Source organism: Mesorhizobium silamurunense (genome assembly GCF_014843825.1).
GTDB classification, from domain to species: domain Bacteria; phylum Pseudomonadota; class Alphaproteobacteria; order Rhizobiales; family Rhizobiaceae; genus Mesorhizobium; species Mesorhizobium silamurunense.
On record NZ_JHQR01000194.1, the window covers coordinates 1 to 24,030 of the forward strand.

23 protein-coding genes and 1 tRNA gene are annotated in these 24,030 nt (G+C 63.5%); 11 read left to right on the forward strand and 13 right to left on the reverse strand.

The window, feature by feature from the left end; genetic code table 11:
* The 8 genes from DH10_RS21555 to tkt form a co-directional block, all read right to left on the reverse strand.
* Positions 1 to 924 (reverse strand): IS481 family transposase (locus DH10_RS21555; RefSeq protein ID WP_192385299.1); only part of this gene is annotated, 924 nt, incomplete at its 3' end.
* A 71-nt stretch (positions 925 to 995) separates the two neighbouring features.
* A complete protein-coding gene (locus tag DH10_RS21560; RefSeq protein ID WP_192251953.1) occupies positions 996 to 1,673 on the reverse strand; it encodes an SGNH/GDSL hydrolase family protein in 678 nt (225 codons plus the stop codon).
* A gap of 184 nt (positions 1,674 to 1,857) precedes the next feature.
* The gene (locus DH10_RS21565; protein ID WP_192385300.1) at positions 1,858 to 2,592 is read right to left on the reverse strand and encodes a DUF899 domain-containing protein; all 735 of its coding nucleotides are present in this window, start codon (positions 2,590 to 2,592) and stop codon (positions 1,858 to 1,860) included.
* 258 nt (positions 2,593 to 2,850) lie between these two features.
* Entirely contained in the window at positions 2,851 to 3,876 is a 1,026-nt protein-coding gene (locus DH10_RS21570; protein ID WP_192251947.1) for a class I fructose-bisphosphate aldolase, read from the reverse strand.
* 183 nt (positions 3,877 to 4,059) lie between these two features.
* Positions 4,060 to 5,256 (reverse strand): phosphoglycerate kinase, encoded by a 1,197-nt coding sequence (locus DH10_RS21575; RefSeq protein WP_192251944.1) that lies wholly within the window; start codon positions 5,254 to 5,256, stop codon positions 4,060 to 4,062.
* 103 nt (positions 5,257 to 5,359) lie between these two features.
* The gene (locus tag DH10_RS21580; RefSeq protein WP_192251941.1) at positions 5,360 to 7,249 is read right to left on the reverse strand and encodes a potassium/proton antiporter; all 1,890 of its coding nucleotides are present in this window, start codon (positions 7,247 to 7,249) and stop codon (positions 5,360 to 5,362) included.
* Positions 7,250 to 7,421: 172 nt separating this feature from the next.
* Entirely contained in the window at positions 7,422 to 8,432 is a 1,011-nt protein-coding gene (gene gap, locus DH10_RS21585; protein ID WP_192251938.1) for a type I glyceraldehyde-3-phosphate dehydrogenase, read from the reverse strand.
* Between the two features lie 204 nt (positions 8,433 to 8,636).
* Entirely contained in the window at positions 8,637 to 10,628 is a 1,992-nt protein-coding gene (gene tkt, locus DH10_RS21590) for a transketolase (protein ID WP_192251935.1), read from the reverse strand.
* A gap of 262 nt (positions 10,629 to 10,890) precedes the next feature.
* On the opposite strand from tkt, the gene DH10_RS21595 reads away from it, so the two are divergent.
* The 3 genes from DH10_RS21595 to DH10_RS21605 all read left to right on the forward strand — a co-directional run bounded on the left by DH10_RS21595 (position 10,891) and on the right by DH10_RS21605 (position 12,406).
* Positions 10,891 to 11,163 (forward strand): DUF4164 domain-containing protein, encoded by a 273-nt coding sequence (locus tag DH10_RS21595; RefSeq protein ID WP_126087211.1) that lies wholly within the window; start codon positions 10,891 to 10,893, stop codon positions 11,161 to 11,163.
* A gap of 19 nt (positions 11,164 to 11,182) precedes the next feature.
* Positions 11,183 to 11,548 (forward strand): cell division protein ZapA, encoded by a 366-nt coding sequence (locus tag DH10_RS21600; RefSeq protein WP_192251932.1) that lies wholly within the window; start codon positions 11,183 to 11,185, stop codon positions 11,546 to 11,548.
* Between the two features lie 198 nt (positions 11,549 to 11,746).
* Entirely contained in the window at positions 11,747 to 12,406 is a 660-nt protein-coding gene (locus tag DH10_RS21605; RefSeq protein ID WP_192251927.1) for a peroxiredoxin, read from the forward strand.
* A gap of 73 nt (positions 12,407 to 12,479) precedes the next feature.
* On the opposite strand, the gene rpoH is transcribed toward DH10_RS21605, so the two are convergent.
* Positions 12,480 to 13,391 (reverse strand): RNA polymerase sigma factor RpoH, encoded by a 912-nt coding sequence (gene rpoH / locus DH10_RS21610; protein WP_192251924.1) that lies wholly within the window; start codon positions 13,389 to 13,391, stop codon positions 12,480 to 12,482.
* Positions 13,392 to 13,602: 211 nt separating this feature from the next.
* A complete protein-coding gene (locus DH10_RS21615; protein ID WP_192385301.1) occupies positions 13,603 to 14,658 on the reverse strand; it encodes an RluA family pseudouridine synthase in 1,056 nt (351 codons plus the stop codon).
* Positions 14,659 to 14,684: 26 nt separating this feature from the next.
* Between DH10_RS21615 and DH10_RS21620 the strand changes: the two genes are divergently transcribed.
* The 3 genes from DH10_RS21620 to DH10_RS21630 all read left to right on the forward strand — a co-directional run bounded on the left by DH10_RS21620 (position 14,685) and on the right by DH10_RS21630 (position 15,638).
* A complete protein-coding gene (locus DH10_RS21620; protein WP_192251918.1) occupies positions 14,685 to 15,068 on the forward strand; it encodes a fimbrial protein in 384 nt (127 codons plus the stop codon).
* Complete coding sequence (locus tag DH10_RS21625) at positions 15,065 to 15,478, forward strand: VOC family protein (protein WP_192251915.1); 414 nt, start codon at positions 15,065 to 15,067, stop codon at positions 15,476 to 15,478. The genes DH10_RS21620 and DH10_RS21625 overlap by 4 nt, the downstream gene beginning before the upstream one ends.
* Positions 15,479 to 15,563: 85 nt before the next feature.
* Positions 15,564 to 15,638, forward strand: a tRNA-Glu gene (locus DH10_RS21630).
* A gap of 33 nt (positions 15,639 to 15,671) precedes the next feature.
* On the opposite strand, the gene DH10_RS21635 is transcribed toward DH10_RS21630, so the two are convergent.
* Complete coding sequence (locus DH10_RS21635) at positions 15,672 to 15,872, reverse strand: P-loop NTPase family protein (protein WP_192251995.1); 201 nt, start codon at positions 15,870 to 15,872, stop codon at positions 15,672 to 15,674.
* A gap of 144 nt (positions 15,873 to 16,016) precedes the next feature.
* Positions 16,017 to 17,084, reverse strand: coding sequence for an adenylate/guanylate cyclase domain-containing protein (locus DH10_RS21640; protein WP_192385302.1), 1,068 nt, complete (start codon positions 17,082 to 17,084; stop codon positions 16,017 to 16,019).
* Between the two features lie 116 nt (positions 17,085 to 17,200).
* Here DH10_RS21640 and DH10_RS21645 point away from each other — a divergent pair, with 116 nt between their 5' ends.
* From DH10_RS21645 to DH10_RS21660, 4 genes are all read left to right on the forward strand, one after another.
* The gene (locus tag DH10_RS21645; RefSeq protein WP_192251912.1) at positions 17,201 to 17,641 is read left to right on the forward strand and encodes an SRPBCC family protein; all 441 of its coding nucleotides are present in this window, start codon (positions 17,201 to 17,203) and stop codon (positions 17,639 to 17,641) included.
* Between the two features lie 281 nt (positions 17,642 to 17,922).
* Positions 17,923 to 18,504: a VOC family protein gene (locus DH10_RS21650; RefSeq protein ID WP_192251909.1), complete on the forward strand. Its 582-nt coding sequence runs from the start codon at positions 17,923 to 17,925 to the stop codon at positions 18,502 to 18,504.
* A 22-nt stretch (positions 18,505 to 18,526) separates the two neighbouring features.
* Entirely contained in the window at positions 18,527 to 19,348 is an 822-nt protein-coding gene (locus DH10_RS21655; RefSeq protein WP_192251906.1) for a glutathione S-transferase family protein, read from the forward strand.
* A gap of 254 nt (positions 19,349 to 19,602) precedes the next feature.
* Positions 19,603 to 19,992 (forward strand): hypothetical protein, encoded by a 390-nt coding sequence (locus tag DH10_RS21660; RefSeq protein ID WP_192251903.1) that lies wholly within the window; start codon positions 19,603 to 19,605, stop codon positions 19,990 to 19,992.
* 29 nt (positions 19,993 to 20,021) lie between these two features.
* Here DH10_RS21660 and DH10_RS21665 read toward each other — a convergent pair whose 3' ends face one another.
* Entirely contained in the window at positions 20,022 to 20,246 is a 225-nt protein-coding gene (locus tag DH10_RS21665; RefSeq protein ID WP_192251900.1) for a hypothetical protein, read from the reverse strand.
* An 842-nt stretch (positions 20,247 to 21,088) separates the two neighbouring features.
* On the opposite strand from DH10_RS21665, the gene DH10_RS21670 reads away from it, so the two are divergent.
* Positions 21,089 to 24,030, forward strand: a 2,942-nt coding sequence (locus DH10_RS21670; protein ID WP_246811608.1) for a PAS domain-containing protein, incomplete at its 3' end; no start/stop codon positions are given.

Here is a 24,030-nt window from a genome sequence, read left to right on the forward strand (position 1 = left end):
TCTTGAGGAGCGCGCATACAGGTCCGCCGGCGCCTTCATGTCGAGCGCCTCGTGCGGCCGCTCGGTGTTGAATTCCTTGAGGAAGGCATCGAACCTGGCCTGCTGTTGAAGGATGTTGGCGCCGGCCGGCCTGGTTGTCTCTGCCTTCAGCGTGCGGTGCATTCGCTCGTGGCGGCCGTTCTGCTGTGGATTGCCGGGTTGGATGCGCTCGATGGCAATACCCAGCCTCAGCCAGAAGACGGAGAGCCTGGATAGATTGTAGAGGCCGTTGGGCGAGGCGAAAGGCAGGCCGTTGTCGGAGCGTATGGCGGTGGGCAGGCCGCGCTCTTTGAACAGTCGCGCGAAGGCTTCGATAACCGGCGCTTCCTTCGTCGATTCAAGCGCTTCACAGGCGAGCAGATAGCGCGAGGCCTGATCGGAGACGGTCAGCGGGTAACAATAGTGGCCATTGCCGAGCTTGAACTCGCCTTTGAAGTCAACGCACCACAGATCATTGGGCAAAAGCGCCTGCGACAGCTCGGTCCCCTCGGCCTTGAAGCGAGGCCGCCGGCGGGCATGGGCGACCAGACCATGGCGGTCGAGCACCGCATGCACCGTGCTCCTGGCCGGAATGCGCACATCGCCGTCCAGCTTGCGAACCAGCAACTCGCGTATCTTCCTGGCGCCCCAGTGCGGTTTGTCCTTCTTGGCCGTCACGATCATCCGCTCGATCGGGTCCGGCAGTTGGTTGGCATAACGCACCGGCCGGCGCGAGCGATCGCAAAGCGCCTCAAGCCCCTCTTGCCGATAGCGGTTGAAGATCTTGTAGCCGGTCTTGCGCGAGATGCCGAACTCCCGGCACACATCGCTCATGCTTTCGCCGTCAAGAAGACGACCGACGAAACGAACCCGCTCGTCCATCACCGAACACTCCTTCCACGGCATCAACACCTCCCGCAAAGCGAAAAGTGTTACCCATGTGTCCGGTACGTTTCGTCACCTATGTCTCGGGTCGCTCATCGATAGCCTGCCTCAGAGGCGTGGAAGCCGTCTGAAGCAAAACCGGCTTCGGGATTGGTGATCGGCAGGCGCGCGGCGGGAACCGCGCCGCGCTCGTTGCAGAGGCGCGCGCCCATCCGGTTCATCTCCGTGGCGCGAATTTCGAGGATCTTGCCGAGCAGCGGCGGCATTGCCGGCGCGCGGGTGAATTCGAGCACCGGCGACCAGACCACGCGCGCCTCAGGCCATTTGGCACGCAGCGCGTAAAGCAGGCCGCCGAACTCCTTCTTGAAGCGCGGCACCGAATGAAAATTCTTGGTGTCGTTGGTGCCGATGGCGAGCACGATATGCGTCCACGGGTCTGCCGACAGATTGGGCAGGACGTAGTCTCGGATCTGCCCGGATGTCGCCGAGTTGAAGCCGGCGGCGCGCCAGCGCAGGGCACGGCCGGTGTGCTCGGCGATCAGGCCGGCAAGCTGCGCGGCGAGCCCGTATTCCGATTGCTCGATGCCCACGGATGCCGCCGAGGAGTCGCCCAGGACTAGCAATGCGATGGCCGGCGCCTTACCGGCAATCTCGTGCAGGACCGGGCCGCGCGCCGGCAGCATGCGCGTGGTGCGGCGGCGCACGCCAAGGCCCTGCCAAATGTAAATCGGAAAGGCGAGCCAGGTGAGGAGAGCGAGCAGGCGCTGCATGGCGGTTCCGGTGGATGGGCGAAAAGCCATAGAGCGGTTCACCGTTTCATGGAAACGGCAAACCACTCTATCTCTTTGTTTTGATGCAATTCCGGACGGAAGGCTACGGCGAAGGCGCCGAGCCTAACCGTTCCACACTTTTCCTGGAATTGCTCTGCCGCATGTTTCGACCGAGCGAGGCCGGTCACTCGCAACAGTCCGGCTGGTCCTTGCCTTTGGCCTGGTATTCGTCGTGCAGGCGAACCCAGTCCATCAGGCCGTGATAGGGGCCAGTCTCGTTGCGGCCCTTCGGCGTCATGTCGAGATAGTGATAGGCGCCGATCAGCGCGTCGCCGCCGCGGGCTCGCGACATGAAGGTGAGGAAGATGTCGCCGTTTTCGTCGCGATAGAAGACGCTGGTGCCGGGCAGGTCCTTCGACCGCAGCGGGCGTTTCTCGAAATTGTAGATGGTGTCGCCGGCCGCGATCTGCCTGTCGGTGAAGGAGACCTGCATGTCGAAGTTGAAGTCCGAAGCGTAGGACGACACCCAGTCGAATTTCCAGCCCATGCGCTGCTTGTAGGGCAGGAGCTCGGCCAACGGCGCCCGCGAGATGACGACCAGCGACACGTGCTTCAGATGCTGGTCGGCGGCGTCGATGTGATCGGCCAGGAACGAGCAGCCTTCGCAGCGATGATCGGATCCCGGCGTCATCATGAAATGGTAGACGATGAGCTGGCTCTTGCCGGCGAACAGTTCGGCGAGGCGCTTCGGCCCCTGCTCGCTTTCGAAGACGTAATCCTTGCGCAGCTTGAGCCAGGGCAGTTGCCGCCGCTCGGCGGCGACGCAGTCGCGAAACCGCGTCAGCTCCTTCTCGCGCTCGAGATGCCTTCTGTGCGCCTCGAACCAGTCGTCCCGCGAAACCACGGCATTGCGATGCATGACTATCTCCTGTCCTCTCCTGCCAAGGACGTTCGACATCGGCGCGATCCGACATGGCCGGCGCTGTTTCGATGCATCAGGTAGGAACGCGGCCGGCAAAAAACAAAAACCCGGGCCTAAAGCGCGTCGCGCCGGAACGGCCTCGGGCGACGCGCTTTAGGATCTTGTCTTGATGCATGTCGTTCGCCCAAAACCGCTGCGCGCTTTTGGACAACATGCATTAGGCCCGGGTCTTCGGTGCTTTGGAGAAGCCAGCTATCAGGCGGCTTTTTCCAGCGCCGGCTGCCATTTTCCGAGCGCCGCCAGGTGGTTCATGTGGGCGCGGTGGATGAAGGCCGCCTGGCCGGCGGCGACGTTCGACGCCTTGCCGCTCCAGGCCTTCTGCGCGGCCGCCTGCAGGGCGCGGCCGTATGAGAAGGAGAGCTTCCACGGATGCGGGCCGATGGCGTTGATGGCATTGAGGTTGGCCGTCGCTTCCTCGTCATCCTGGCCGCCGGAGAGGAAGGCAATGCCAGGCACCGCCACCGGCACGGTTTCGCGAAATAGCTTTATGGTCTTCTCGGCGACTTGCTCGGGATTGTCCTTCCTGCCCGATTTCTTGCCGGAGATGACCATGTTCGGCTTCAGGATCGTGCCTTCGAGCACGACACGCGCGGCATAAAGCTCGCCATAGAGCTTCAGCAAGGTCGCCTTGCTCACTTCGTAGCAAGTGTCTATCGAGTGGGCGCCGTCCATCAGCACTTCCGGCTCGACGATCGGCACGATGCCGGCCTCCTGGCAGAGCGCGGCATAGCGGGCAAGCGCATGCGCGTTGGAGCCGATCGAGGTCGCCGAGGGCACGCCCTTGGCGGTGTCTATGTCGATCACCGCGCGCCATTTGGCGAAACGGGCGCCGAGCTTGTAATAGTCCGCCAGTCGTTCGCGCAGGCCGTCCAGGCCTTCGGTGACGGTGTCGCCGGGAAAGCCGGCGAGAGGCTTGGCGCCGAGATCGACCTTGATGCCCGGAATGGCGCCGGAAGCCTTGATGATGTCGACCAGCGGCGTGCCGTCGGCAGCCTTCTGACGGATCGTCTCGTCATAAAGGATGACGCCGGAAATGTATTTGGTCATCGCCTCCTTGGCGCGGAACATCATCTCGCGATAGTCGCGCCGGCTGTCGGCGGTCGATTCGACGCCGATGACGTCGAAGCGCTTCTTGATGGTGCCGGAGCTCTCATCGGCAGCCAAAAGGCCCTTGCCATCGGCCACGATCGCGGCGGCTATGTCTTCGAGACGTTCGCTCATGGTGCTCTCCTTGACGGTTGTATTCCGCGCCTAGCAGAACACTACCGCCAAAGGAATGACGCCGGAAAGCTAGAATCGATTGAAAGTCTTTGAGATCCCGGACCGACTCGCCGACTGCCGATCGTGTGATGGTTTCGGCCACATTTCTGCAACGCCAAGCGTTGCCGCTTGGCTGCAAAATGCTCAGCGCTTTAGAACTTCGACGCCGGGCAGCGGCTTGCCTTCCATCCATTCGAGGAACGCGCCGCCGGCGGTCGAGACATAGGTGAAGTCGTCGGCGACGCCGGCATGGTTGAGCGCTGCCACCGTGTCGCCGCCACCTGCGACCGAGACAAGCTCGCCCTCCTTCGTGCGAGCCGCAGCGTGCTTGGCCGCAGCCACCGTCGCGTGATCAAAAGGCTCGATCTCGAAGGCGCCGAGCGGGCCGTTCCAGACAAGCGTTGCGGCGCGGTCGATCCAGTCGGTGACGCTTTTCACGGTCTTTGCGCCGACATCGAGGATCATGCCTTCGGCCGGCACGGCCTCGATGGCTACGGTTTCGCTGGCGGCGCCAGCCTTGAATTCCTTCGCCACGACGCCGTCGGCGGGCAGGATGATTGCGCAGCCGGCCTCGGCCGCCTCGATCATGATCTGCTTGGCGGTGCTGGCCAGATCATGCTCGCAGAGCGACTTCCCGACATCGGTGCCGCGCGCGGCGAGGAAGGTGTTGGCCATGCCGCCGCCAATGACCAGCGCGTCGACCTTCTTCACCAGGTTCATCAGGAGGTCGATCTTGGTCGAGACCTTGGCGCCGCCGACGATGGCCACCACCGGCCGCACCGGATTGCCGAGACCTTTTTCCAGCGCGTCGAGCTCGGCCTGCATGGTGCGGCCGGCAAAGGCGGGCAGGCGGTGCGCCAGGCCTTCGGTCGACGCATGCGCGCGGTGCGCGGCGGAAAAGGCGTCGTTCACATAGATGTCGCCATTGGCGGCGAGCTTTTCGGCGAAGGCCGGCTCGTTCTTTTCCTCGGCCTTGTAGAAGCGGGTGTTTTCCAAAAGCAGGACGTCGCCATCCTTCATGGCGGCGACGGCGCTTGCCGCCTTGTCGCCGATGCAGTCGGAGGCGAAGCCAACGGGGCGGCCGAGCACTTCCGCCGTCGCCCGGGCGATCGGCTCCAGCGAGAATTCGGCCGACGGGCCATCCTTGGGGCGGCCGAAATGCGCGAGCAGGATCACCTTGGCGCCCTTGCCGGAGAGCTCGGAAATGGTCGGCGCGACGCGCTCGATGCGCGTGACGTCGGTCACCTTGCCGTCGGCGACGGGAACGTTGAGGTCGACGCGCACCAGGACGCGCTTGCCGCTGACGGCGCCGATATCGTCGAGTGTCTTGAAGCCGGCCATGGTCGTTCCTTTCCGCGAAAAACGCGGCGACCTTACCCGGCACCGAAGACGATGCAAGGGCTGCGTTACGGCGCGCGCGCAAAAATGATGTCGCCGTGTGACATCAGCTTTCGGTCGTGGCTTTTTGCGCCTCGGGTTCGGGCGCCGCCGCCTCGTCTGGCTCGGTTTCGGCGACTTGCATTTCCGCCGGCTCGCGCCAGCTGCGGATGAAGGCGGCGACGCGGTCGGCGATCTCGCCGGCGCTCAGGAAAACAGGCACGCGCGCTACCGGCGCGGTCGGCTCGAAGGACAGGCCAAGCCCAGTGATCCTGCCCTTCTCGTCGACATCGCGCACGATCAGCTCGATCGGGCCGATCATCACGCGGTCGGCATATTCGGCATGGCCGCCGAGCCGCTCGGTGACAAGCGTTGCGACGGTGAGCTTCTGTTCAGCCTCGGTGAGGCCGGGCGCGTAAGCTGCTTCCAGCTCGGCAGCGGAGCGGGCTGGATCGACGGCGAAGGCGCCGAAGAAATCGGCATCCTCGGGATCGACTACCGCGCGGCTGGCGAACAGCTTATCGAGCAGGCGCGGATAGCGGTCCGGAACGAAGATATAGACCTGGTCGCCGGCGGTCAGCCTGCCCATGTCCTGGAAGCGCATGGAGCGGCCGTCGCGCAGCACCAGCGAGGGCCTCGCCCAGCGCGGGATGCGTTCGCCCCGCGCCACTGGGCTGCCAGGCGCGACGCGATAGGCGAGCAACTCGTGATGCGCCGAGCCCGGCAGCTCGAGCTCGACCTTGTCGAGCGGTCCGAGCCGCGCCGGTACGATCAGGCCGAGGCGGCGCGCCAGCGGGCCGACGGTCCAGCCCTGCACCACCAGCGACACCAGCACGATGATGAAGGCGACGTTGAAGATCAGCCGCCCGTGCTCGAGCCCGCCGAGCAGAGGCGTGATGGCAAGCAGGATCGACACGGCGCCGCGCAGGCCGACCCAGGAGACGAAGGCGACCTCGGGACGTGGCAGTCGGAACGGCATCAGGCAGAGCCAGACGGCTAAAGGCCGCGCCACGAAGATCAGGAACAGGCCGAGCAGGATCGCCGGCACCAGGATCGTCGGGAATTGCGAGGGCGTGGCGAACAGACCGAGGATCAGGAACATGATGATCTGCGCCAGCCACGACATGCCGTCCTGGAAGCGCTTCAGGATGGTGACGGCGCGGATGTCGGAATTGCCGGCGACGAGGCCGGCGAGATAGACCGCGAGGAAGCCGGAGCCGCCGATGGCGCCTGCCGCCGCGAACACCATCAGCGAGAGCGTCAGCACGAAGATCGGCAGCAGGCCGTGGTCGAGGTTCAGTCGTTCGACGAGGCGCACGATGCCAAGGCCGCCAAGCACGCCGATGACGGCGCCAAGCCCCATATTGATGACGAAGCCGAGCGCAAGGTTGGTGGCAAGAACATCCGCTTCCGGATTTGTGTGGGCCGCAATGATCTCGACCAGAGTGATGGTGAGGAAGATGGCGATCGGGTCGTTGGTGCCGGATTCGACCTCCAGCGTCGAGCGGACGCGCTCGCGCAGGTGGATCTCGCCGGCGCGCAGCAGGAAGAACACGGCGGCCGCGTCGGTCGAGGCGACCGCCGCGCCGAGCAGCGAGGATTCCAGCCAGCTGAGATTGAGCAGATAAAAGGCGGCGACGCCGAAAATGCCGGTGGTGAGGACGACGCCGATCGTGGCCAGCGACAGCGCCGGCCCGGCTGCCTGGCGCAGCGCATTGAGCGGCGTGCCGAAGCCGGAATCGAACAGGATGATGGCTAAAGCCAGTGAGCCGGCAAAATAAGCCAGCCGCGCATTGTCGAACTCGATGCCGAGGCCGTCGACACCGGTGGCGAGTCCGATGCAGAGAAAGAGCAGCAGCAGGGGGGCACCGAAGCGGAAGGCGATCAGGCTCGAAAACGCGGCGGCCACAACAAGTGCGGTGCCGACCAGCGTTACAAGATAGATCGCATGCTCCATCCGAAATTGCCCCTCACATCCCGTCCCTCCCGCTTTACGGCAGAGTGGGGCGAAGACATGACCAGTGCAAGGCGGCAGCGTGGTTTTTTGGCCCCGAATTGCCATGCGAACGGCTCAACGAAAAACGCCCGGCCGAAGCCGGGCGTCCTAAACCGTCAGAAGAGGCCTGCGATCAGGCGATGGTCTTGCCGAAGGCAACCGCCGTGTCGCCCATGCGGTTGGAGAAGCCCCATTCGTTGTCGTACCAGGACAGCACCGACACGAAGTTGCCGTCCATGACCTTGGTCTGGTCGAGCGCCGCGATCGAGGAATTCGGATCGTGGTTGAAGTCGATCGAGACATTCGGGTGATGGGTGACCGAGAGGATGCCCTTCAGCTTGCCCTTGGAGGCGGCGATCAGCGCTTCGTTGATCTCCTGCGCGGTGGTCGAGCGCTTGGCGATGAACTTGAAGTCGACGACCGAGACGTTGGGGGTCGGGACGCGGATCGAGATGCCGTCGAGCTTGCCCTTGAGTTCGGGCAGCACCAGGCCGATCGCCTTGGCGGCACCCGTCGAGGTCGGGATCTGCGACAGCGCCGCCGCGCGGGCGCGGTAGAGGTCCTTGTGCATGGTGTCCAGCGTCGGCTGGTCGCCGGTGTAGGAGTGGATCGTCGTCATCATGCCTTTCTCGATGCCGACCGTCTCGTGCAGCACGGCGGCAAGCGGCGCCAGGCAGTTGGTGGTGCAGGATGCGTTGGAGATGACGACGTGGTCCTTGGTCAGCTTGTCATGGTTGATGCCGTAGACGACGGTGAGATCGGCACCTTCGGCTGGGGCCGAGACGATGACGCGCTTGGCGCCGGCGGCCAGATGCGCGGCTGCCTTGTCGCGAGCGGTGAAGATGCCGGTGCATTCGAGCGCGATGTCGATGCCGAGCTCCTTCCAGGGCAGCTGGGTCGGATCCTTGATGGCGGTGACCTTGAACTTCTCCTTGCCGACGGAGATCTGGTCGCCGTCGACCGTCACTTCATGCGGGAAGCGGCCGTGCACGCTGTCATAGCGGAGCAGGTGCGCATTGGTCTCGACCGGGCCGAGGTCGTTGACGGCGACCACGTCGATGTCCTTGCGGCCGGATTCGTGGATTGCGCGCAGGATGTTGCGGCCGATGCGGCCAAATCCGTTGATGGCAACTCTGACGGTCATTTTTCTCTCCCTGGGGCTGGAAAGCGGATGGGCCCGCAGCTTCATAACGGCGGATGACACAAGAATCCAGCCGCAGGAGCCCAGATTTAAATCGATTAGGTTGGTCCAGCCCGGCGAAACCCTTGAATGGCTTCGCCGCACCGGGCTTCCTGCTTCTATATGTCGCTCAAAGCCGCTGTACGCCTTTGAGCGACATGCAATGGCTCACTTGCCGTGCAGGCGTTCTTCCACCGCCTTCGCCGCGGCCTCCGCCGTGATGCCGAAATGCGGATAGAGCTGCTCGATCGAGCCGGAGGCGCCGAAGCCGTGCATGCCGACGAAGATGCCGTCGGTGCCGATGAGGTGGTCCCAGCCCTGGCGGATGCCGGCCTCGATGGCGACCTTGATCTTGGCGTTGCCGATGGTCTTCTTGCGGTAGTCCTCGCTCTGCCGGTCGAACAGCTCGAAGCAGGGCACCGAAACGACGCGGGTCGGATGGCCGTGCTTCTCGAGCAGCTCGCGCGCGCCAAGCGCGATCTCGACCTCGGAACCGGTGGCAAAGATCGTCACCGCCGCCTCGCCGCTCGCAGCGGCGAGCTCGTAGGCACCGGAAGCGCTGCGGTTCTGCTCGCTGAATTCGGTGCGTACGGTCGGCAGGTTCTGGCGGGTCAGCGCCAGGGTCGACGGCGTCTTTTCCGACTTCAGCGCCAGCTGCCAGCATTCCGCCGTCTCCACCGCGTCGGCCGGGCGGAACACGTTGTGGTTCGGAATGGCGCGCAGCGCGGCCAGATGCTCGACCGGCTGGTGGGTCGGGCCGTCTTCGCCAAGGCCGATCGAGTCATGCGTCATGACGAAGATCGAGCGGATGCCCATCAGCGAGGCAAGGCGCATCGAGGGGCGGGCATAGTCGGAGAAGCAGAGGAACGTGCCGCCATAGGCGATCAGCCCGCCATGCAGGGTCAGCCCGTTGATCGCCGCCGCCATGCCGTGCTCGCGGATGCCGTAGTGGACATAACGCTGGCCGTAGTCGTCCGGCGTGATGTTCTTGGTCTGGCTGGTCTTGGTGTTGTTGGAGCCGGTGAGGTCGGCCGAGCCGCCGATGGTTTCCGGAACCGCGCCGTTGATGACCTCGAGCGCCATTTCCGACGACTTGCGGGTGGCGACCTTCGGCTTGTCGGCCGAGAGCTTCTTCTTATACTCGGTAATGACGGCGTCGAAATTGCCCGGCAGCTTGCCGGCGAGGCGGCGCTCGAATTCGCCCATCAGTTTGGCGTCGGCCTTGGCAAGGCGGCCTTCCCAATCGGCGCGCGCCTTGGCGCCGCCGGTGCCGACGGCACGCCAGGCGTCGAGGATGTCGGCCGGAATCTCGAAGGGCGGCGACTCCCAGTTGAAGAATTTGCGGGCGCCGGCGATTTCCTCGGCGCCGAGCGGCGAGCCATGCGCCTTGTTGGTGCCGGCCTTGGTCGGGGCGCCGAATCCGATCGTGGTCTTGCAGGCGATCATCGTCGGCTTGTCGGAATGGCGCGCCGCCTCGATGGCGTAGGCGATCGCTTCCGGATCCGTGCCGTCGATGTGGCTGGCGTTCCAGCCGCTGGCCTGGAAGCGGGCGACCTGGTCGGTGTTGTCGGCGAGCGAGACCGGGCCGTCGATGGAGATGTTGTTGTTGTCCCAGAAGACGATCAGCTTGTTGAGCTTGAGGTGACCGGCCAGCGCGATGGCTTCCTGGGAAACGCCTTCCATCAGGCAGCCGTCGCCGGCCAGCACATAAGTGTAGTGGTCGACGAGGTCGTTGCCGAAGGCGGCGTTCATGATGCGCTCGCCGAGCGCGAAGCCGACCGAATTGGCGAGGCCCTGGCCTAGCGGACCGGTGGTGGTCTCGATGCCCGCGGCATGGCCGTATTCGGGATGGCCGGCGGTCCTCGATCCGAGCTGCCGGAAATTCTTGATCTGGTCGATCGTCATGTCCTCGTAGCCGGTGAGGTACAAGAGCGAGTAGAGCAGCATCGAGCCATGGCCGGCCGACAGGATGAAACGGTCGCGGTCGGCCCAGCGCGGTGCCTTGGCGTCGAATTTCAGGAAGCGGGTGAACAGCACCGTGGCGATGTCGGCGCAGCCCATGGGCAGGCCTGGGTGGCCCGAATTCGCCTTCTCGACGGCGTCCATGGAAAGAAAACGGATCGCATTGGCCATCCGGTCATGTTGTTCACGCGAGGTCATTCTTCCTCCGGAAATAGGGGTTGGAGTCTTGGGGGAGTCCTTGGAAAGGATGCCGCGACACATAGCAGGCGCGGCCCTTTAGTCAACAAATCGGTCGGTTTTTGCCGGGCTTGTGATAGGGCCGTACGCGCTACATTAGCGTTAGCGGGGGACAGTCGCGAGAGCTTTATTGACGCGCGCTTCACCCGGCGCCTAATGTTTCCGCAATAACGCGTTCTGAACGCGAGCGATTCGGTGACGGGCAGGGCATAGGACGAAGGCCATGACCGGGGAAACGACCCTCAAAGAAGTCATCGCCAGGCTCGGCAAGGCCATGGAAGGGCTGGAAAGCGCCGTCGCGGCGCGGCTTGAGCATGAGCGCGACTATTCCGAAGCCGAGGCCGAGGTGCAGCGCATGAACGCCGACCGCTCGCGGCTGGCGCAGGAGCTCGACAATTCCGAGGCCCGCGCCGAACGGCTGGAAGATGCCAACAAGGAAGTGTCGCGCCGGCTGGTGACCGCCATGGAAACCATCCGCGCTGTGTTGGACCGGTAGGGGCTCGACAGGTAAGCCAATGGCACAGGTGACGGTTTCCATCGACGGCAAGCAGTACCGGATGGCTTGCGACGAGGGCCAGGAAGAGCATCTGATCGACCTCGCCGAGCGCTTCGACCGCTATGTCATGCATTTGAAGGATTCTTTCGGCGAGATCGGTGACCAGCGGCTGACCGTGATGGCCGGCATCATGGTGATGGATGAGCTCTCGGAGCTCAACAAGCGCGTCAAGGGCATGGAAAGCGAGGTGCAGACGCTGCGCAAGACTCGCGACGAGGCGCTGACCAAGGCCGACAAGAGCGACAGCGTGCTGACCACCGCGCTTGCAGCGCTAGCTCAACGCATGGAAGACCTGGCGGCAACGCTGGCGATGAAGAAGGCTTAAGCCTCATCCAGCCTCCCCCGGCATCCGTCGTGGAAATTCCTGCTGTCTTTTGCAGGAAAAGACGAAATTTTTCCGCTCTCCCGATCACGCTTGCAGACACAAGCCTTTTGAAGGCGGCCATCCGGCGGTATAGAAGGGCAGCCACGCCGATGGGGTTGGCCCCATGCCGGCGGCATGTCACAGGGTAGGGAGCACGTCATGAGCCTTCGTATCAACGATATCGCGCCGGATTTCACGGCCGAGACCACGCAAGGGACTATCAATTTCCATCAATGGATCGGTGACGGCTGGGCGGTGCTCTTCAGCCACCCGAAGAACTTCACGCCCGTCTGCACGACCGAGCTCGGCACGATGGCCGGGCTGGAAGGCGAATTCAAAAAGCGCAACGTCAAGATCATCGGTATCTCCGTCGATCCGGTGTCGAGCCACGACAAGTGGCAGGCCGACATCAAGACCGCTACCGGCCAGACGGTGAACTACCCGCTGATCGGCGACAAGGACCTCAAGGTCGCCAAGCTCTACGAGATGCTGCCGGCGGGCGCCGGCGAGAGCTCCGAAGGCCGCACGCCGGCCGACAACGCCACCGTGCGCTCGGTCTACGTCATCGGCCCGGACAAGAAGATCAAGCTGGTGCTGACCTATCCGATGACCACAGGCCGCAACTTCGACGAGATTCTGCGCGTCATCGATTCCATCCAGTTGACGGCCAAGCACCAGGTGGCGACGCCGGCGAACTGGAAGCAGGGCGAGGATGTGATCATCACCGCTGCCGTCTCCAACGAGGATGCGATCAAGCGCTTCGGCGCCTATGAGACCGTGTTGCCGTATCTGAGGAAAACCAAGCAGCCATCTGCCTGAGCCGAAGCTGCCGGTTCTGAAAACAAAAAAGGCGGCGCCGAAGCGTCGCCTTTTTCATTTCTTGCTTGATGCTTCAAGCCGCCGGCTGCGCCTCGATGGTGCGCAGCGCCTGAGTTTGGCGCTTGGCCGCGGCCTTGACCGCGTCTTGCACCTTCTCGAAAGCGCGCACCTCGATCTGGCGCACGCGCTCGCGGCTGATGTCGAACTCGGCCGACAGCTCTTCCAAGGTCAGCGGCTCTTCAGCCAGGCGGCGCGCCTCGAAGATGCGCCGCTCGCGATCGTTGAGCACCGACAGCGCGCCAGACAGCATCGAGCGTCGGTTTTCCAGCTCGTCCTGCTCGATCAGCATCTCTTCCTGGCTTTCGTGGTCGTCGACCAGCCAGTCCTGCCATTCGCCGGATTCACCCTCGCTCGCCCGGATCGGAGCGTTGAGCGAAGCATCGCCCGACAGGCGGCGGTTCATCGACACCACTTCGGCCTCGGAAACGTTGAGGCGCGTGGCGATCTCGGCGATCTGGTCGGGCTTCAGGTCGCCGTCGTCGAGCGCCTGGATTCTGCCCTTCACCTTGCGCAGGTTGAAGAACAGGCGCTTCTGGTTGGCGGTGGTGCCCATTTTCACCAGGCTCCACGAGCGCAGGATGTATTCCTGGATCGAGGCCTTGATCCACCACATAGCGTATGTGGCGAGCCGGAAGCCGCGCTCCGGTTCGAATTTCTTCACGGCCTGCATAAGGCCGACATTGCCTTCCGAGATCACCTCGCCGATCGGCAGGCCGTAGCCGCGATAGCCCATGGCGATCTTGGCGACGAGCCGCAAATGGCTGGTGACGAGCTTATGCGCGGCGGAAGTGTCCTGATGCTCGGCGTAACGCTTGGCGAGCATGTACTCTTCCTGCGGTTGCAGCATCGGAAAGCGACGGATTTCTTCCAGGTAACGGGCGAGACCGCCTTCACCGGAAACGATACTGGGTAGTGACTGGGCCATGATAGCGCCCCCTCTCTATTGGAGTGATGCCCCCATAAACGCGGCGGGCATGTGACGCGAATGCCAATCGGCTCATCCGCGGCAACTGGTGTATATAGGAACAAAACCAGAAAGGACAGGCATTTGTTCAACACGAAACAGTGTGTCACACTAAAGTGAACAACGCCAGTCAGGTTTTTTGATGGCTGGTTTGAAGCGTCTTGATGGCGGTTCAGAACTTGCGAAAGCCGCTGACGAGTTCCTCCATGTCCCTCGGCATCGGCGCCTCGAACCTCATCGTTAAATGGGTGGTCGGGTGTCGGAATTCAAGGAGCCAGGCGTGCAAGGCCTGCCGGGAAAATGCATTGACTTCGCTTTTCAGCGGTTCCGGCAGCCGGTTGACCTTGGTGCGGAAGGCCTGGCCGTAGTCCGGGTCGCCGATCACGGGATGGCCGATATGCGCCATATGGACCCTGATCTGGTGCGTGCGTCCCGTCTCGAGCCGGCATTCGACCAGGCTTGCGGTGGCGAATGCCTTCTGCCCTTCGCCGAAGCGTTCGACCACGGAGAAATGGGTGACCGCATGGCGGGCATCGTCCCGGCCTTCGGGAACCACGGCGCGCCGCACGCGGTCGGCAGCGCGGCCGAGCGCTGCGTCGACGGTGCCGGTCGGCCGCTGTGGAATGCCCCAGACCAGCGCCAGATAGGCGCGCTCCAGGTCGCCGGTCAGGCCATGATCGGCGAAGGCTTCCGACAGCACCTTGTGGGCGCGGTCGGTCTTGGCCACCACCATGACGCCGCTGGTTTCCTTGTCCAGCCGGTGCACGATGCCCGGCCGTTTGACGCCGCCGATGCCGGAGAGACTGTCGCCGCAGTGATGGATCAGCGCGTTGACCAGCGTGCCGGCCCAGTTGCCGGCGCCGGGATGGACGACCAGTCCGGCAGGCTTGTTGATGACGATCAGCTCGTCGTCCTCGTAAAGGATATCGAGGGGAATGTTCTCGCCTTGCGGCTCGGCCGGCTCCGGTTCCGGCATGACGACCGAGACGTGCTCGCCCGGCGCCATCTTGCGCTTGGCCTCCTCGACCGGCTTGCCACCGATCGAGACCGCACCTTGCCGGATCAGGGCCTGCACGCGGCTGCGCGAGATATCCGGGCCGAGCTGGGCGGTGAGCCATTGGTCGAGGCGCTGGCCGGCGGCATCGGTGCCGGCTTCCAGAACGACCGCTTCGTTATCGGTCAATTCATCCCCTATCAAAATCGGGGGCTCTTCGTTATGAGCGCTCATCGAAACCCGTTGCGGATTGTTTAGCCATGGCCCGGCCGATCGCCGAAGAAGATGAGGAGAAGCCGCTCGACCCGGCGGCCGAAAAGGTGCGCCGGAAGCTCATCCGCTTCATGATCGTCAATCTCGGCCTTCTGTTCCTCGCCCTTATGGTGGTGATCGGGGCGCTTGTCTACAAAGCCCGCAACGCGCCGGGCGCCGGGTCGGTGCCCGCCGGCGATGTCCCGGCTCCGGCCGGTGCGCCGCTCAGCGGCGACATCGTGCTGCCGGTCGGCGCCAGGGTGGTCGGCCAGTCGCTGTCCGGCAACCGGCTGTCGATCGACGCCGAGCTTGCCGACGGCAGCCGTTCCATCTTCGTCTACGATATTGCCGAGCGCCGCATGGTCGGCCAGTTCGCGATCCGCAACAAATGAGCGGCTTTGCCGAAAACCGCAGCATTGCGACGGTGGCGCTCGTCGTCGGGAACTACGACGAGGCGATAGCCTGGTATGTCGAGCGGCTGGGCTTCGTGCTGACCGACGATGCCGACCTCGGCAGCGGCAAGCGCTGGGTGACGGTCACGCCGGCGAATGGACAAGGCGCGCGGCTGCTCTTGGCGGAAGCCTCCGGCGAGACGCAGGCGAGCCGTATCGGCGACCAGACCGGCGGCCGGGTGTTCCTCTTCCTGGAAACGGACGACTTCGCGCGCGACCATCGGGCGATGCTTGCCAGGGGCGTCGAGTTCCGCGAGGCGCCGCGCCACGAGGCCTATGGGACGGTGGCGGTGTTTGCCGATCTTTACGGCAATCTCTGGGACCTGATCGAGCCGAAACGGCGGGGTTGACCGGGGCATTCGGCAAAGTCTGCGGACAGCCTGAAACCCCAGTTGCTTTTTCGCAGCCTTCATCCTATGTAGCCGGTTCTTGAGCGCGCCCATCGTCTAGCGGTCAGGACACCGCCCTCTCACGGCGGGAACAGGGGTTCGATTCCCCTTGGGCGTACCAAGCAATCAAACAAATTGGATCTTTACTGCCGCGCTATAGCTGCCGGCGGCGGATCGTTTCGGCGAGTTCCGCGAAGGCGTCGACAATCCCCGTGCCGCTCTTGGCGCTGACGAACTTGACGCTCGACCGCGCGAGCTGGCCGATCTGTTCGGCGCTTCCAGGCGCTTCGGCGAAGGGTGGATGCCAGGAATAGTCGGCCCTTAGCACCGGCCAGCGAAGCTGCGCGCGACGCATGGCTCGGCTCTAAACGCGCCATGCTCCAGAAACGCGTTGTAGTATCGTAGCTTCTTTGCCGTTCGAATTTCTCCCAGTCATGGCTTCGCACGATACTAAGATATGCGGTGAACGACACATCCACGGCGCGCTCAACCATTCGATCTATTCCGGCAAGCCGAAAAGTGTTTGCGCGCCTGCTATTCCTCTGAGCGGATGACTGCCCATGGCGATCATCGGCTCGGTAGTTTCTGCCTCGAACACTGTCGACGCGAGCACCGTCCGTCCCAACGGCTTGCACAGCCCTTCGATGCGGCTGACAAGATTTACAGCCTTGCCGATCGCGGTGAAGTCCAACCTGCCGGCAGTGCCGATATTCCCCCAAAGTATCTCGCCGACATGCAGGCCAATGCCATATCCGAACTCAGGGCCCCCATTGCGGCGCCGAGTTTGGTTGAGATGATCTATCCCGGCGCGCGTGGCCTTCACGGCGCGTATCGCCGCGTCACATGCGGCCCTTGCATCGCGCTCGCCAATCGGGAAAATCGCGAGGACGCCATCACCTATAAACTTGAGAACCTCGCCACCAAATGCGTGCACCGCGCCGGCGACGCAATCGAACCAGGCATCAAGTACCAATACGATCTCGTCTGCATCATGAACCTCGGATAGATCGGTGAAACCTCGAAGGTCCGCGCACAGAAGCGCAGCCCGTATCGTCTCTCCCTTTACTCGACGAGAATGACCGTTGAGCACATGTGCTGCACTGCGCTTTCCCAAATATGCTTCGAGCAATGCGCGTTTCGCAGACCGTTCTGCGAGTGCGGTCATCGGAGCCGCAGCAAACCGGGAGATTTGCCGCAGCAGCTCTGACTGCGCCTCATCCGGAGTATGATCGAACGCCCACGCCAAAGTCGGTGCGACACCGCCAGCTCCCTCGTCGAACACGATCGCCCGCGTCGTGCCAAGCCATTCCCGCAGCACGAGCCGGGGATCGGCATTCTGGCGGTCGGCGCCTATCCCCAAAGCCTCGACCACTTCACCGCTAGGTGCTCGCCAGAGCCAGATGCGGCGTGAAATGATCGGGTCGGGAGCATCCTGCGCCAGCGCGCCGGCAATGATCGGCAAGCCGTCTTCCATCAAATGCGTTGAGAGCTGCAATAGAAGTCGCCCACCGTCGCCAATATGCGCGGCGTCGTCCAGAAGGAATGAAAGCGAGTTTGCGAGAAGCATCGGTAGAAGGTCACTCGGCACCGGCTTATGCTTACGCCTCGAACATCTTCTTGCAACTCCCCACATTCGCTTCAATCATGCACGGCATGCGATGCGGATGTGACCTGGAGCGAGCAATGGCGGAATCGGTTTACACAGAGATTGAGGTCGCGGCGCCACAAGCGACCGTGTTCGCGCTTTTGACGGATCCGGACCAGATCCTGCGATGGATCGGGACCGAAGCGAATTTGGATGCAACGCCGGGCGGTCTGTTCCTCGTCAATGTCGGTGGTCGCCATATGGCGCGCGGCGAGTTCACCGAGGTGATCCCGGTCCACCGTCTTGCCTACAGTTTTGGCTGGGAAGACAACGAGACCGTGCCGCCCGGCTCCAGCCATGTCGAGATCGACCTGATCGCGAGGGATGCGGGGACACTGATCCGCTTCACGCACAGCGGACTGCCGAACGCAAAGGAGCGTGACAGCCATCGAAGGGGATGGGAGCACTACCTCTCAAGGCTGAAGGTCACTGCCGATGGGGGACATGTCGATCCCGACGTGCCGATGAAGAATATGTGATTTTCATCTAAGGGTCGCGGATGCGCATTCTTCGGCGCCGGCAAGCACGGATCGCCGATCGGGCCGCCTGGGTCCTGAAGCGTCGGCGCTTCTGGCGCAACGCCTCGGATTGAATTAGCATCCGTTCATCAAAGCTTCGGCCGCAATCCCGCAGGATGCGGAAATGCGGAGCGCAGGGGAGCGAAGCCGAGCGGCGGTCATATGCCGGGCGCTGATCCAAGCGCGACTGGGCACTTGAAATCCGTCCGCCGGCAAGGCGCGGCGTGGCCGGGAGGAGCCAGATGCAGAAACTACAATCGCAAGGCGTCCATCACATCACGCTGGTCGGCGCCGATCGCCAGACCTCCATCGATTTCTGGGAAGGCGTGCTCGGCATGCCCTTCATCTTCGAGCAGCCCAATCTCGACAAGGCGAGCGAAAGCCACCTTTATTTCGACCCGGGCGATGGGCGGCTGATCACGGTCTTCACCGACGAGAGCCGCAGCCCGGTCAAGCGGCGCACGCCGACCGACATCGGCTGCGTTCACCACATCGCGTTCGCGGTGTCGCGCGTGACCTTCCTGCAGGCGGTCGCCCGGCTCGACGAGCGCGGCATCAAGCACAGCGGCGTCAAGGATCGCGGCTTCATGGATTCGATCTATTTCGAGGATCCGCTCGGCCTGCTGATCGAGCTTGCCTCCTACCGCTTCGAGCCGCCGGCCGGCTTCAGCCACGCCGACGTGCTGATGGCAGCGCATAAGATCCGCGTCGCGCGCGGCGACTATAATATCGCCGAAGCGCACCTTGCCGACGCCATCCAGGCGCTGGTCGAGCGATCGCGCGAAACATTGTCCGAAGACCGGGCGGCGAAAAATCCGTACTGAACAGGTCAGAGGGAGGACCAAGATGGCAAAGGCTGCAACGAAGGGAACGAAGAAGGCCGCGGCCAAGCCGGCGGCGAAAGCGACGGCAAAAGCCGCGCCCAAAGCGACGGCAAGAGCCGCGCCTAAGGCAAAGGCGAAGCCGGCTAAGAGGCCCGGGCTGAAGCTCAGCATGCTGCGGCCCAGCGTCAACAACATGACCGTGCGGGTGTTCGCGCGCGCGGCCGGGTTCGACCATGCCGAGACCGACGCCTGGGGTCTGACCCGTTCGCCCGAATTCCTGGCGAGGAACCCGGCGCATCTGACCCCGATGATCGAGGACAAAGGACTTCCCAGAGGCGTGCTCTGGGAAAGCTGCGCCATCATGCAGTACCTCGCCAACAAGCACGGGCTGGATAAATTCTATCCGAAGGCGCCGGCCAAGCGGGCGATGGTCGACAGCGCCATGTTCTACCTAATCGGAACGCTCTATCCCTATGTGGCCAGAGCCACCTATCCGGCGCTCGGCTTTCCGCAATATGCCGGCGAGGTCGGCCACAGCGATGCCCATCCGGAGAAGAAGTCGGAGGCACAGAAAGCCGCCGCCGCCGCGATCGCAGAGCCGCTCGAGGTGTTTCACTCCTTCTTCAGGGACGGCAAGCCGTTCATCGGCGGCAACAACCCGTCGATCGCCGATATCCGGCTGGCGGCGACACTCGAGTTCCTGGCCGTTATCGACTATGCGCTGCCCGAATGGGCGAAGGACTACATGGCGGCGATCGAGAAGAAGCTCGGCAAGGCCTATTCGGAGCCGGCCGGCGACGTGCGCGGCTATATCGCTCATGTCAAGGCGCAGGCCGCGGCTTGAGCAATCCACGGGGTTAATGGTTCGTTAACCAAAGCCTTTTAGTGATCCGGTCCTCTTCGCGACCACGGATGTACTGGCGCGATGGCAAGGCGAAGGAAAGGTCGGCCCCGTGCCGGCCTTTTGCTTTTGGCGACGGTCGCGCGATCACGGCAGCCTGATTTCGACGGTGCCAAGCGGGTTGAAATCCTATTGTCATCCTCCTCGTTGATCGTACCATGCCATCAGGCGAACGGGCGAAGGCGACGAGGACCGCGATGAGAAGCATGGCAAGATTTTCGGCGAGCGCTGGCGTGATGCTGGCGTCACTCTTTCCGGCGAATGCCGCGCCGCTCAACACCATGAATGAGGTCGGCGCCGCCCTGCAGGCGTGCTGGACTCCGCCCGCCGGTTCCGGAACTGCTTCGGTCACCTTGAGTTTCAGCTTCAAGCGCGACGGCACGCTGATCGGCCCGCCGAAGCCGACGGCCATCAAGGTCAGCGGCGATGACAAGGCGCGTCAGGCCTATGTCGACGCGGCGACCACCGCCCTGCGCAACTGCCTGCCGCTCAGCTTCTCGCCGGCACTGGCGCAGGGAATTCCGGGAAAGGTCTTTACGCTTCAGTTCAATTCGCCAAAAAATAATGCCAAAGCCGTTCAGCAATAGAATTGCCGAACTGGTCAAAATCGCCTTCTCTACGCTTGAACGGTGCGCAGGCGCCGGGCATTTGCGTGCTTTCCCAGTTCCGGCATCTCAAAGACATAGTCGTTCCAGGCCGATTCCGGGATCTGCCCGGCCAGATAGCATTCCAATAGCAGATTTTGCTCCGGCGTCAGATGCCTCGGTGCCCGCTCATGATCCAGTCCAAGCGAATGGATCAGGTTCCTGGTCAAGCCAGAGACGGTGAAGTGAATGGACATCTTCAGCCTCCTTCGCGCTGCACGGATAACGTCAGGTGCCGGCCAAAGGTTTCATCGGCAGTCTGTGATCGCGGGCGCATCATAATCGCCGTCGACCGACGTGAGCTGGGCGCCAGCTATACAGATGTCTACTTCGATACAGAAAGCCTAGCCCACTGGGGGCCGGCCAAAGCGGAGACCCAACCGAAACACGCGTCTAGTCGCAGACGACGCGATAGCGTTTGCCGGGTTCGCTGACGTTCCTGCAGGCAAGCGCCTTCTCCGGCTGGGAGGACGCATCGGGCAAATCCGGCTGATAAGAAGGGGTGGTAGAAGCCGGCCTGAAATGTCTTCGGCTGGAGGGATCCGCAGGCGCGCTCGGTGGCTGAGGAAATACGTCCGATGCAACCTGCCTCGAGGCGGTTGTCCCCGGCGGGGCCCTGTCCCAAATGCGCCTGACGTCCATCCGGCTTGGAATGATGACGGTTCCGTCATCGCTGCGCGCGCAGCCGCTTGCCGCGAGCAGCGCCGGGCAGAGAACAAAAGTCAGCATTCGACCAAGCATCAGCAATACCCCACCGATTTTATAGCCCGGCAGCGGTGGGTCCGCCAACGGACGGATTACCGCAGCAGGCATGGGACCAGCGTCCGATCAAACCACGTCGCGCCGAACGGGTTCAGGCGACGCGCTTTAGGCTTGCTCTTGCGCATGCCGTTTTCCCAAAGCCGCTGCACACTTTTGGCCGACATGCGTCAACGGCATCAGGCGTGTCTGGTTGCGAATCGTTAAGGTTAGCGGATCGTTAATGCTTGTCGGGCACATTCCGCCGACGAACCGGCGAGGGGTCGGCCTGGGGGTAGGAATGGCGGATACGGACGGGACGGTCGACGCGCGTGATTTTCAAAGGGCGATTGTGGGCGGCGGCGAGGCATTCGCCGGAGCTCAGCACGCGGCAGGAACTAAGGAAGCGCTCACCAATCTTCGCCTGATGGTCGATTCGATGCCGATCGGCGTCATCGTCCTCGATGCCGATCTCAGGGCGGAGATCATCAACCGCGCCTTCTATGACTTCTGGAAGATCGATCCGCGCCGCGCCACGGTCGGCTGCGGCTTCCGCGAGCTGATGGAGGCGAGCCGCGACGCCGACCCCTATGGCGCCGACGAGGCGGCCTGGCGGCGACACATCGCCGAGCGCGAGGCGGAAATCCGGGCAGGTCTTGCCGGATCCAGGCAGTTGCCGCGCAATGACGGCCGCACGCTGATCGCCTCGCTGGCACCGCTTGCCGGCGGCAAGCGGCTCATCTCCTATGTCGACATCACCGACATGAAGCATCGCGAGACGGAAGCCGACGATGCACGCAAGAACCTCGCAACGGTGCTTGAATCGCTGCCGGCGGGCGTCATCATCTATGATAGGGACGATAAATTCGTTTTCGCCAACCGCAAGCTGCAGGACACGTTGCCGGCCCTGAAACCGGCCTGGCAGCCGGGCCGCACGTTCCGCGAGGCGCTGGCGCTCGGTCATTCCGTGGGCTATTTCCAGTCGAGCGGCGACACCGAGATCGACAACCTCTACAGCGTCGACAAAGAGCGCTGGCTCGACGCCATACTCAAGCGTTACCACCTGCCCAATTCGTCCTACGAGCGCCAGAATCCCGACGGTCGCTGGTATCAGGTCTACGATATGAGGACGGATGACGGCACGTTCATCGGCGTGCGCGTCGACATTTCCGACATCAAGGCCCGCGAGAAGGCGCTGCGCGACTCGATGCGCCAGATCGACCTCTACCGGCATGTCATGGACGAGCTGCCGGTGGCGGCCTTCATCAAGGCCGACGATCTCAGCATCGAGTTCGTCAACAAGGCCTGGTGCGCGCTGACCGGCATCGCCAAGGAAGACGTCATCGGCAAGACGGACCGCGAGCTGTTCGGCGCCGAGGACGCCGAAAGCTACAGCCAGGACGACACCGAGGTCGTCGCCACGGGCAAGGGGCGCGAGGTCGAGGAACCGGTCACCCATCGCGACGGCACGGTGCGGCAGCTGATGACGCGCAAGAGCCGGCTGGTGGCCATCGACGGATCGGTGCATCTGGTCGGCTCCAGCACCGACATCACCGACGTCAAGGCGCGCGAGCGGGCGCTCAAGGAAAGCATGAGCGAGAACGAGGTGTTCCGCAGCCTGATCGACAACGTGCCGGTGTCGATCTACGCCAAGCGCTCGGATCTGCGGCAATTCTACGTCAACAAGGGCTGGTGCGACCTCACCGGTTTCAGCAAGGAAGAGGCGATCGGCAAGACCGACGTCGAGATCTTCGGCGCGGACGGCGAGGCCTTCGTGGCGGGGGATCTCGCGGTGCTGCGCACCGGCGAGACGCAGGAGATCGAGGAAAAGGTAACGATGCCCGACGGCAGCGTGCGTCACCAGTTCGCGCGCAAGGGCGCGATGATCGCGTCCGACGGCTCGCTCTATCTGATCGGGTCGACCACGGACATAACGGAACTGAAACAGCGCGAGGCCGAGCTTAGCGAGGCGCGCCAGCGCGCCGTGCTCGCCGACCGCGCCAAGTCGGAGTTCCTCGCCAATATGAGCCATGAGATCCGCACGCCGATGAACGGCGTGCTCGGCATGGCCGAGCTGCTCGCCAAGTCCGACCTCGACCCGAAGCAGAAGACGTTCACCGACATCATCGTCAAGTCCGGCAACGCGCTGCTCACCATCATCAACGACATCCTCGACTTCTCCAAGATCGATGCCGGCCAGCTCGTGCTCGATCCGGCGCCCTTCAACCTCGCCGAGGCAATCGAGGATGTGGCGACGCTGGTCTCGACGCGCGCCAAGGAGAAGGACCTCGAGCTCATCGTCCGCGTCCAGCCCGGGCTCGACGGACAGTTCGTCGGCGATGTCGGCCGCCTCAGGCAGATCGTCACCAACCTGCTCGGCAACGCCGTGAAATTCACCGACGAAGGCCACGTGCTGGTCGACGTCACCGGCGAGCGGGTTCCGGCTGGCACCAGGCTCACCATCTCGATCACAGATACGGGCATCGGCATTCCCGAGGACAAGCTGAAGCTGGTGTTCGAGAAGTTCAGCCAGGTCGACACCTCCTCGACGAGGCGGCACGAAGGCACCGGGCTCGGCCTTGCCATCACCTCGCGGCTGGTCGAGCTGATGGGCGGCGAGATCGGCGTCGACAGCGCCGAGGGCAAGGGCTCGACCTTCTGGTTCACCGTCACGCTGCCGCGGGCAGAACGGGGCGGGCAACGGATCATGCCGGTCGACGTGACTGGCGCGCGCGTGCTGATCGTCGACGACAATGCCGTCAATCGCTCGATCCTCAGCGAACAGATGGCCTCGTGGACTTTCGATTCCTGCGCGGCCGAAAGCGGCGCCGAGGGACTGAAGGTGCTGATCGCCGCCGCCGCCTTCGGCGTGCCTGTCGACTGCGTCGTGCTCGACTACCAGATGCCGGGCATGACCGGCGCCGAAATGGCGCGCATCGTGCGCAATACCGCCGGCCTTGCGCATACGCCGATCATCATGCTGACCTCGGTCGACCAGTCGCTCACCAGCGCCGCCTACCGCGATCTCGGCATCGATGCGCAACTGATCAAGCCGGCGCGCTCCTCCATCCTCCTGGAGACGCTGGTCGCCACCATCCAGCGCCACCGCCACAGCACGGCGGCCATCCATCCGCCTTTGGCCGGCAGCGTCGAGACCGGGCCCGGCGCATCGCGAGCGTCCACGGTGCAGACGATGGCGTCTGATCGCGTCCTGCTGCAGCCGCCGCCGGCGCGTGCCCGTCC

Excerpts from the sequence above, each read along its gene's own strand:
- DH10_RS21560 (WP_192251953.1), bottom strand. The coding sequence starts at position 1,673 with ATGCAGCGCCTGCTCGCTCTCCTCACCTGGCTCGCCTTTCCGATTTAC.
- DH10_RS21565 (WP_192385300.1), bottom strand. The coding sequence starts at position 2,592 with ATGCATCGCAATGCCGTGGTTTCGCGGGACGACTGGTTCGAGGCGCAC.
- DH10_RS21570 (WP_192251947.1), bottom strand. The coding sequence starts at position 3,876 with ATGAGCGAACGTCTCGAAGACATAGCCGCCGCGATCGTGGCCGATGGC.
- DH10_RS21575 (WP_192251944.1), bottom strand. The coding sequence starts at position 5,256 with ATGGCCGGCTTCAAGACACTCGACGATATCGGCGCCGTCAGCGGCAAG.
- DH10_RS21580 (WP_192251941.1), bottom strand. The coding sequence starts at position 7,249 with ATGGAGCATGCGATCTATCTTGTAACGCTGGTCGGCACCGCACTTGTT.
- gap (WP_192251938.1), bottom strand. The coding sequence starts at position 8,432 with ATGACCGTCAGAGTTGCCATCAACGGATTTGGCCGCATCGGCCGCAAC.
- tkt (WP_192251935.1), bottom strand. The coding sequence starts at position 10,628 with ATGACCTCGCGTGAACAACATGACCGGATGGCCAATGCGATCCGTTTT.
- DH10_RS21595 (WP_126087211.1), top strand. The coding sequence starts at position 10,891 with ATGACCGGGGAAACGACCCTCAAAGAAGTCATCGCCAGGCTCGGCAAG.
- DH10_RS21600 (WP_192251932.1), top strand. The coding sequence starts at position 11,183 with ATGGCACAGGTGACGGTTTCCATCGACGGCAAGCAGTACCGGATGGCT.
- DH10_RS21605 (WP_192251927.1), top strand. The coding sequence starts at position 11,747 with ATGAGCCTTCGTATCAACGATATCGCGCCGGATTTCACGGCCGAGACC.
- rpoH (WP_192251924.1), bottom strand. The coding sequence starts at position 13,391 with ATGGCCCAGTCACTACCCAGTATCGTTTCCGGTGAAGGCGGTCTCGCC.
- DH10_RS21615 (WP_192385301.1), bottom strand. The coding sequence starts at position 14,658 with ATGAGCGCTCATAACGAAGAGCCCCCGATTTTGATAGGGGATGAATTG.
- DH10_RS21620 (WP_192251918.1), top strand. The coding sequence starts at position 14,685 with ATGGCCCGGCCGATCGCCGAAGAAGATGAGGAGAAGCCGCTCGACCCG.
- DH10_RS21625 (WP_192251915.1), top strand. The coding sequence starts at position 15,065 with ATGAGCGGCTTTGCCGAAAACCGCAGCATTGCGACGGTGGCGCTCGTC.
- DH10_RS21635 (WP_192251995.1), bottom strand. The coding sequence starts at position 15,872 with ATGCGTCGCGCGCAGCTTCGCTGGCCGGTGCTAAGGGCCGACTATTCC.
- DH10_RS21640 (WP_192385302.1), bottom strand. The coding sequence starts at position 17,084 with ATGCTTCTCGCAAACTCGCTTTCATTCCTTCTGGACGACGCCGCGCAT.
- DH10_RS21645 (WP_192251912.1), top strand. The coding sequence starts at position 17,201 with ATGGCGGAATCGGTTTACACAGAGATTGAGGTCGCGGCGCCACAAGCG.
- DH10_RS21650 (WP_192251909.1), top strand. The coding sequence starts at position 17,923 with ATGCAGAAACTACAATCGCAAGGCGTCCATCACATCACGCTGGTCGGC.
- DH10_RS21655 (WP_192251906.1), top strand. The coding sequence starts at position 18,527 with ATGGCAAAGGCTGCAACGAAGGGAACGAAGAAGGCCGCGGCCAAGCCG.
- DH10_RS21660 (WP_192251903.1), top strand. The coding sequence starts at position 19,603 with ATGAGAAGCATGGCAAGATTTTCGGCGAGCGCTGGCGTGATGCTGGCG.
- DH10_RS21665 (WP_192251900.1), bottom strand. The coding sequence starts at position 20,246 with ATGTCCATTCACTTCACCGTCTCTGGCTTGACCAGGAACCTGATCCAT.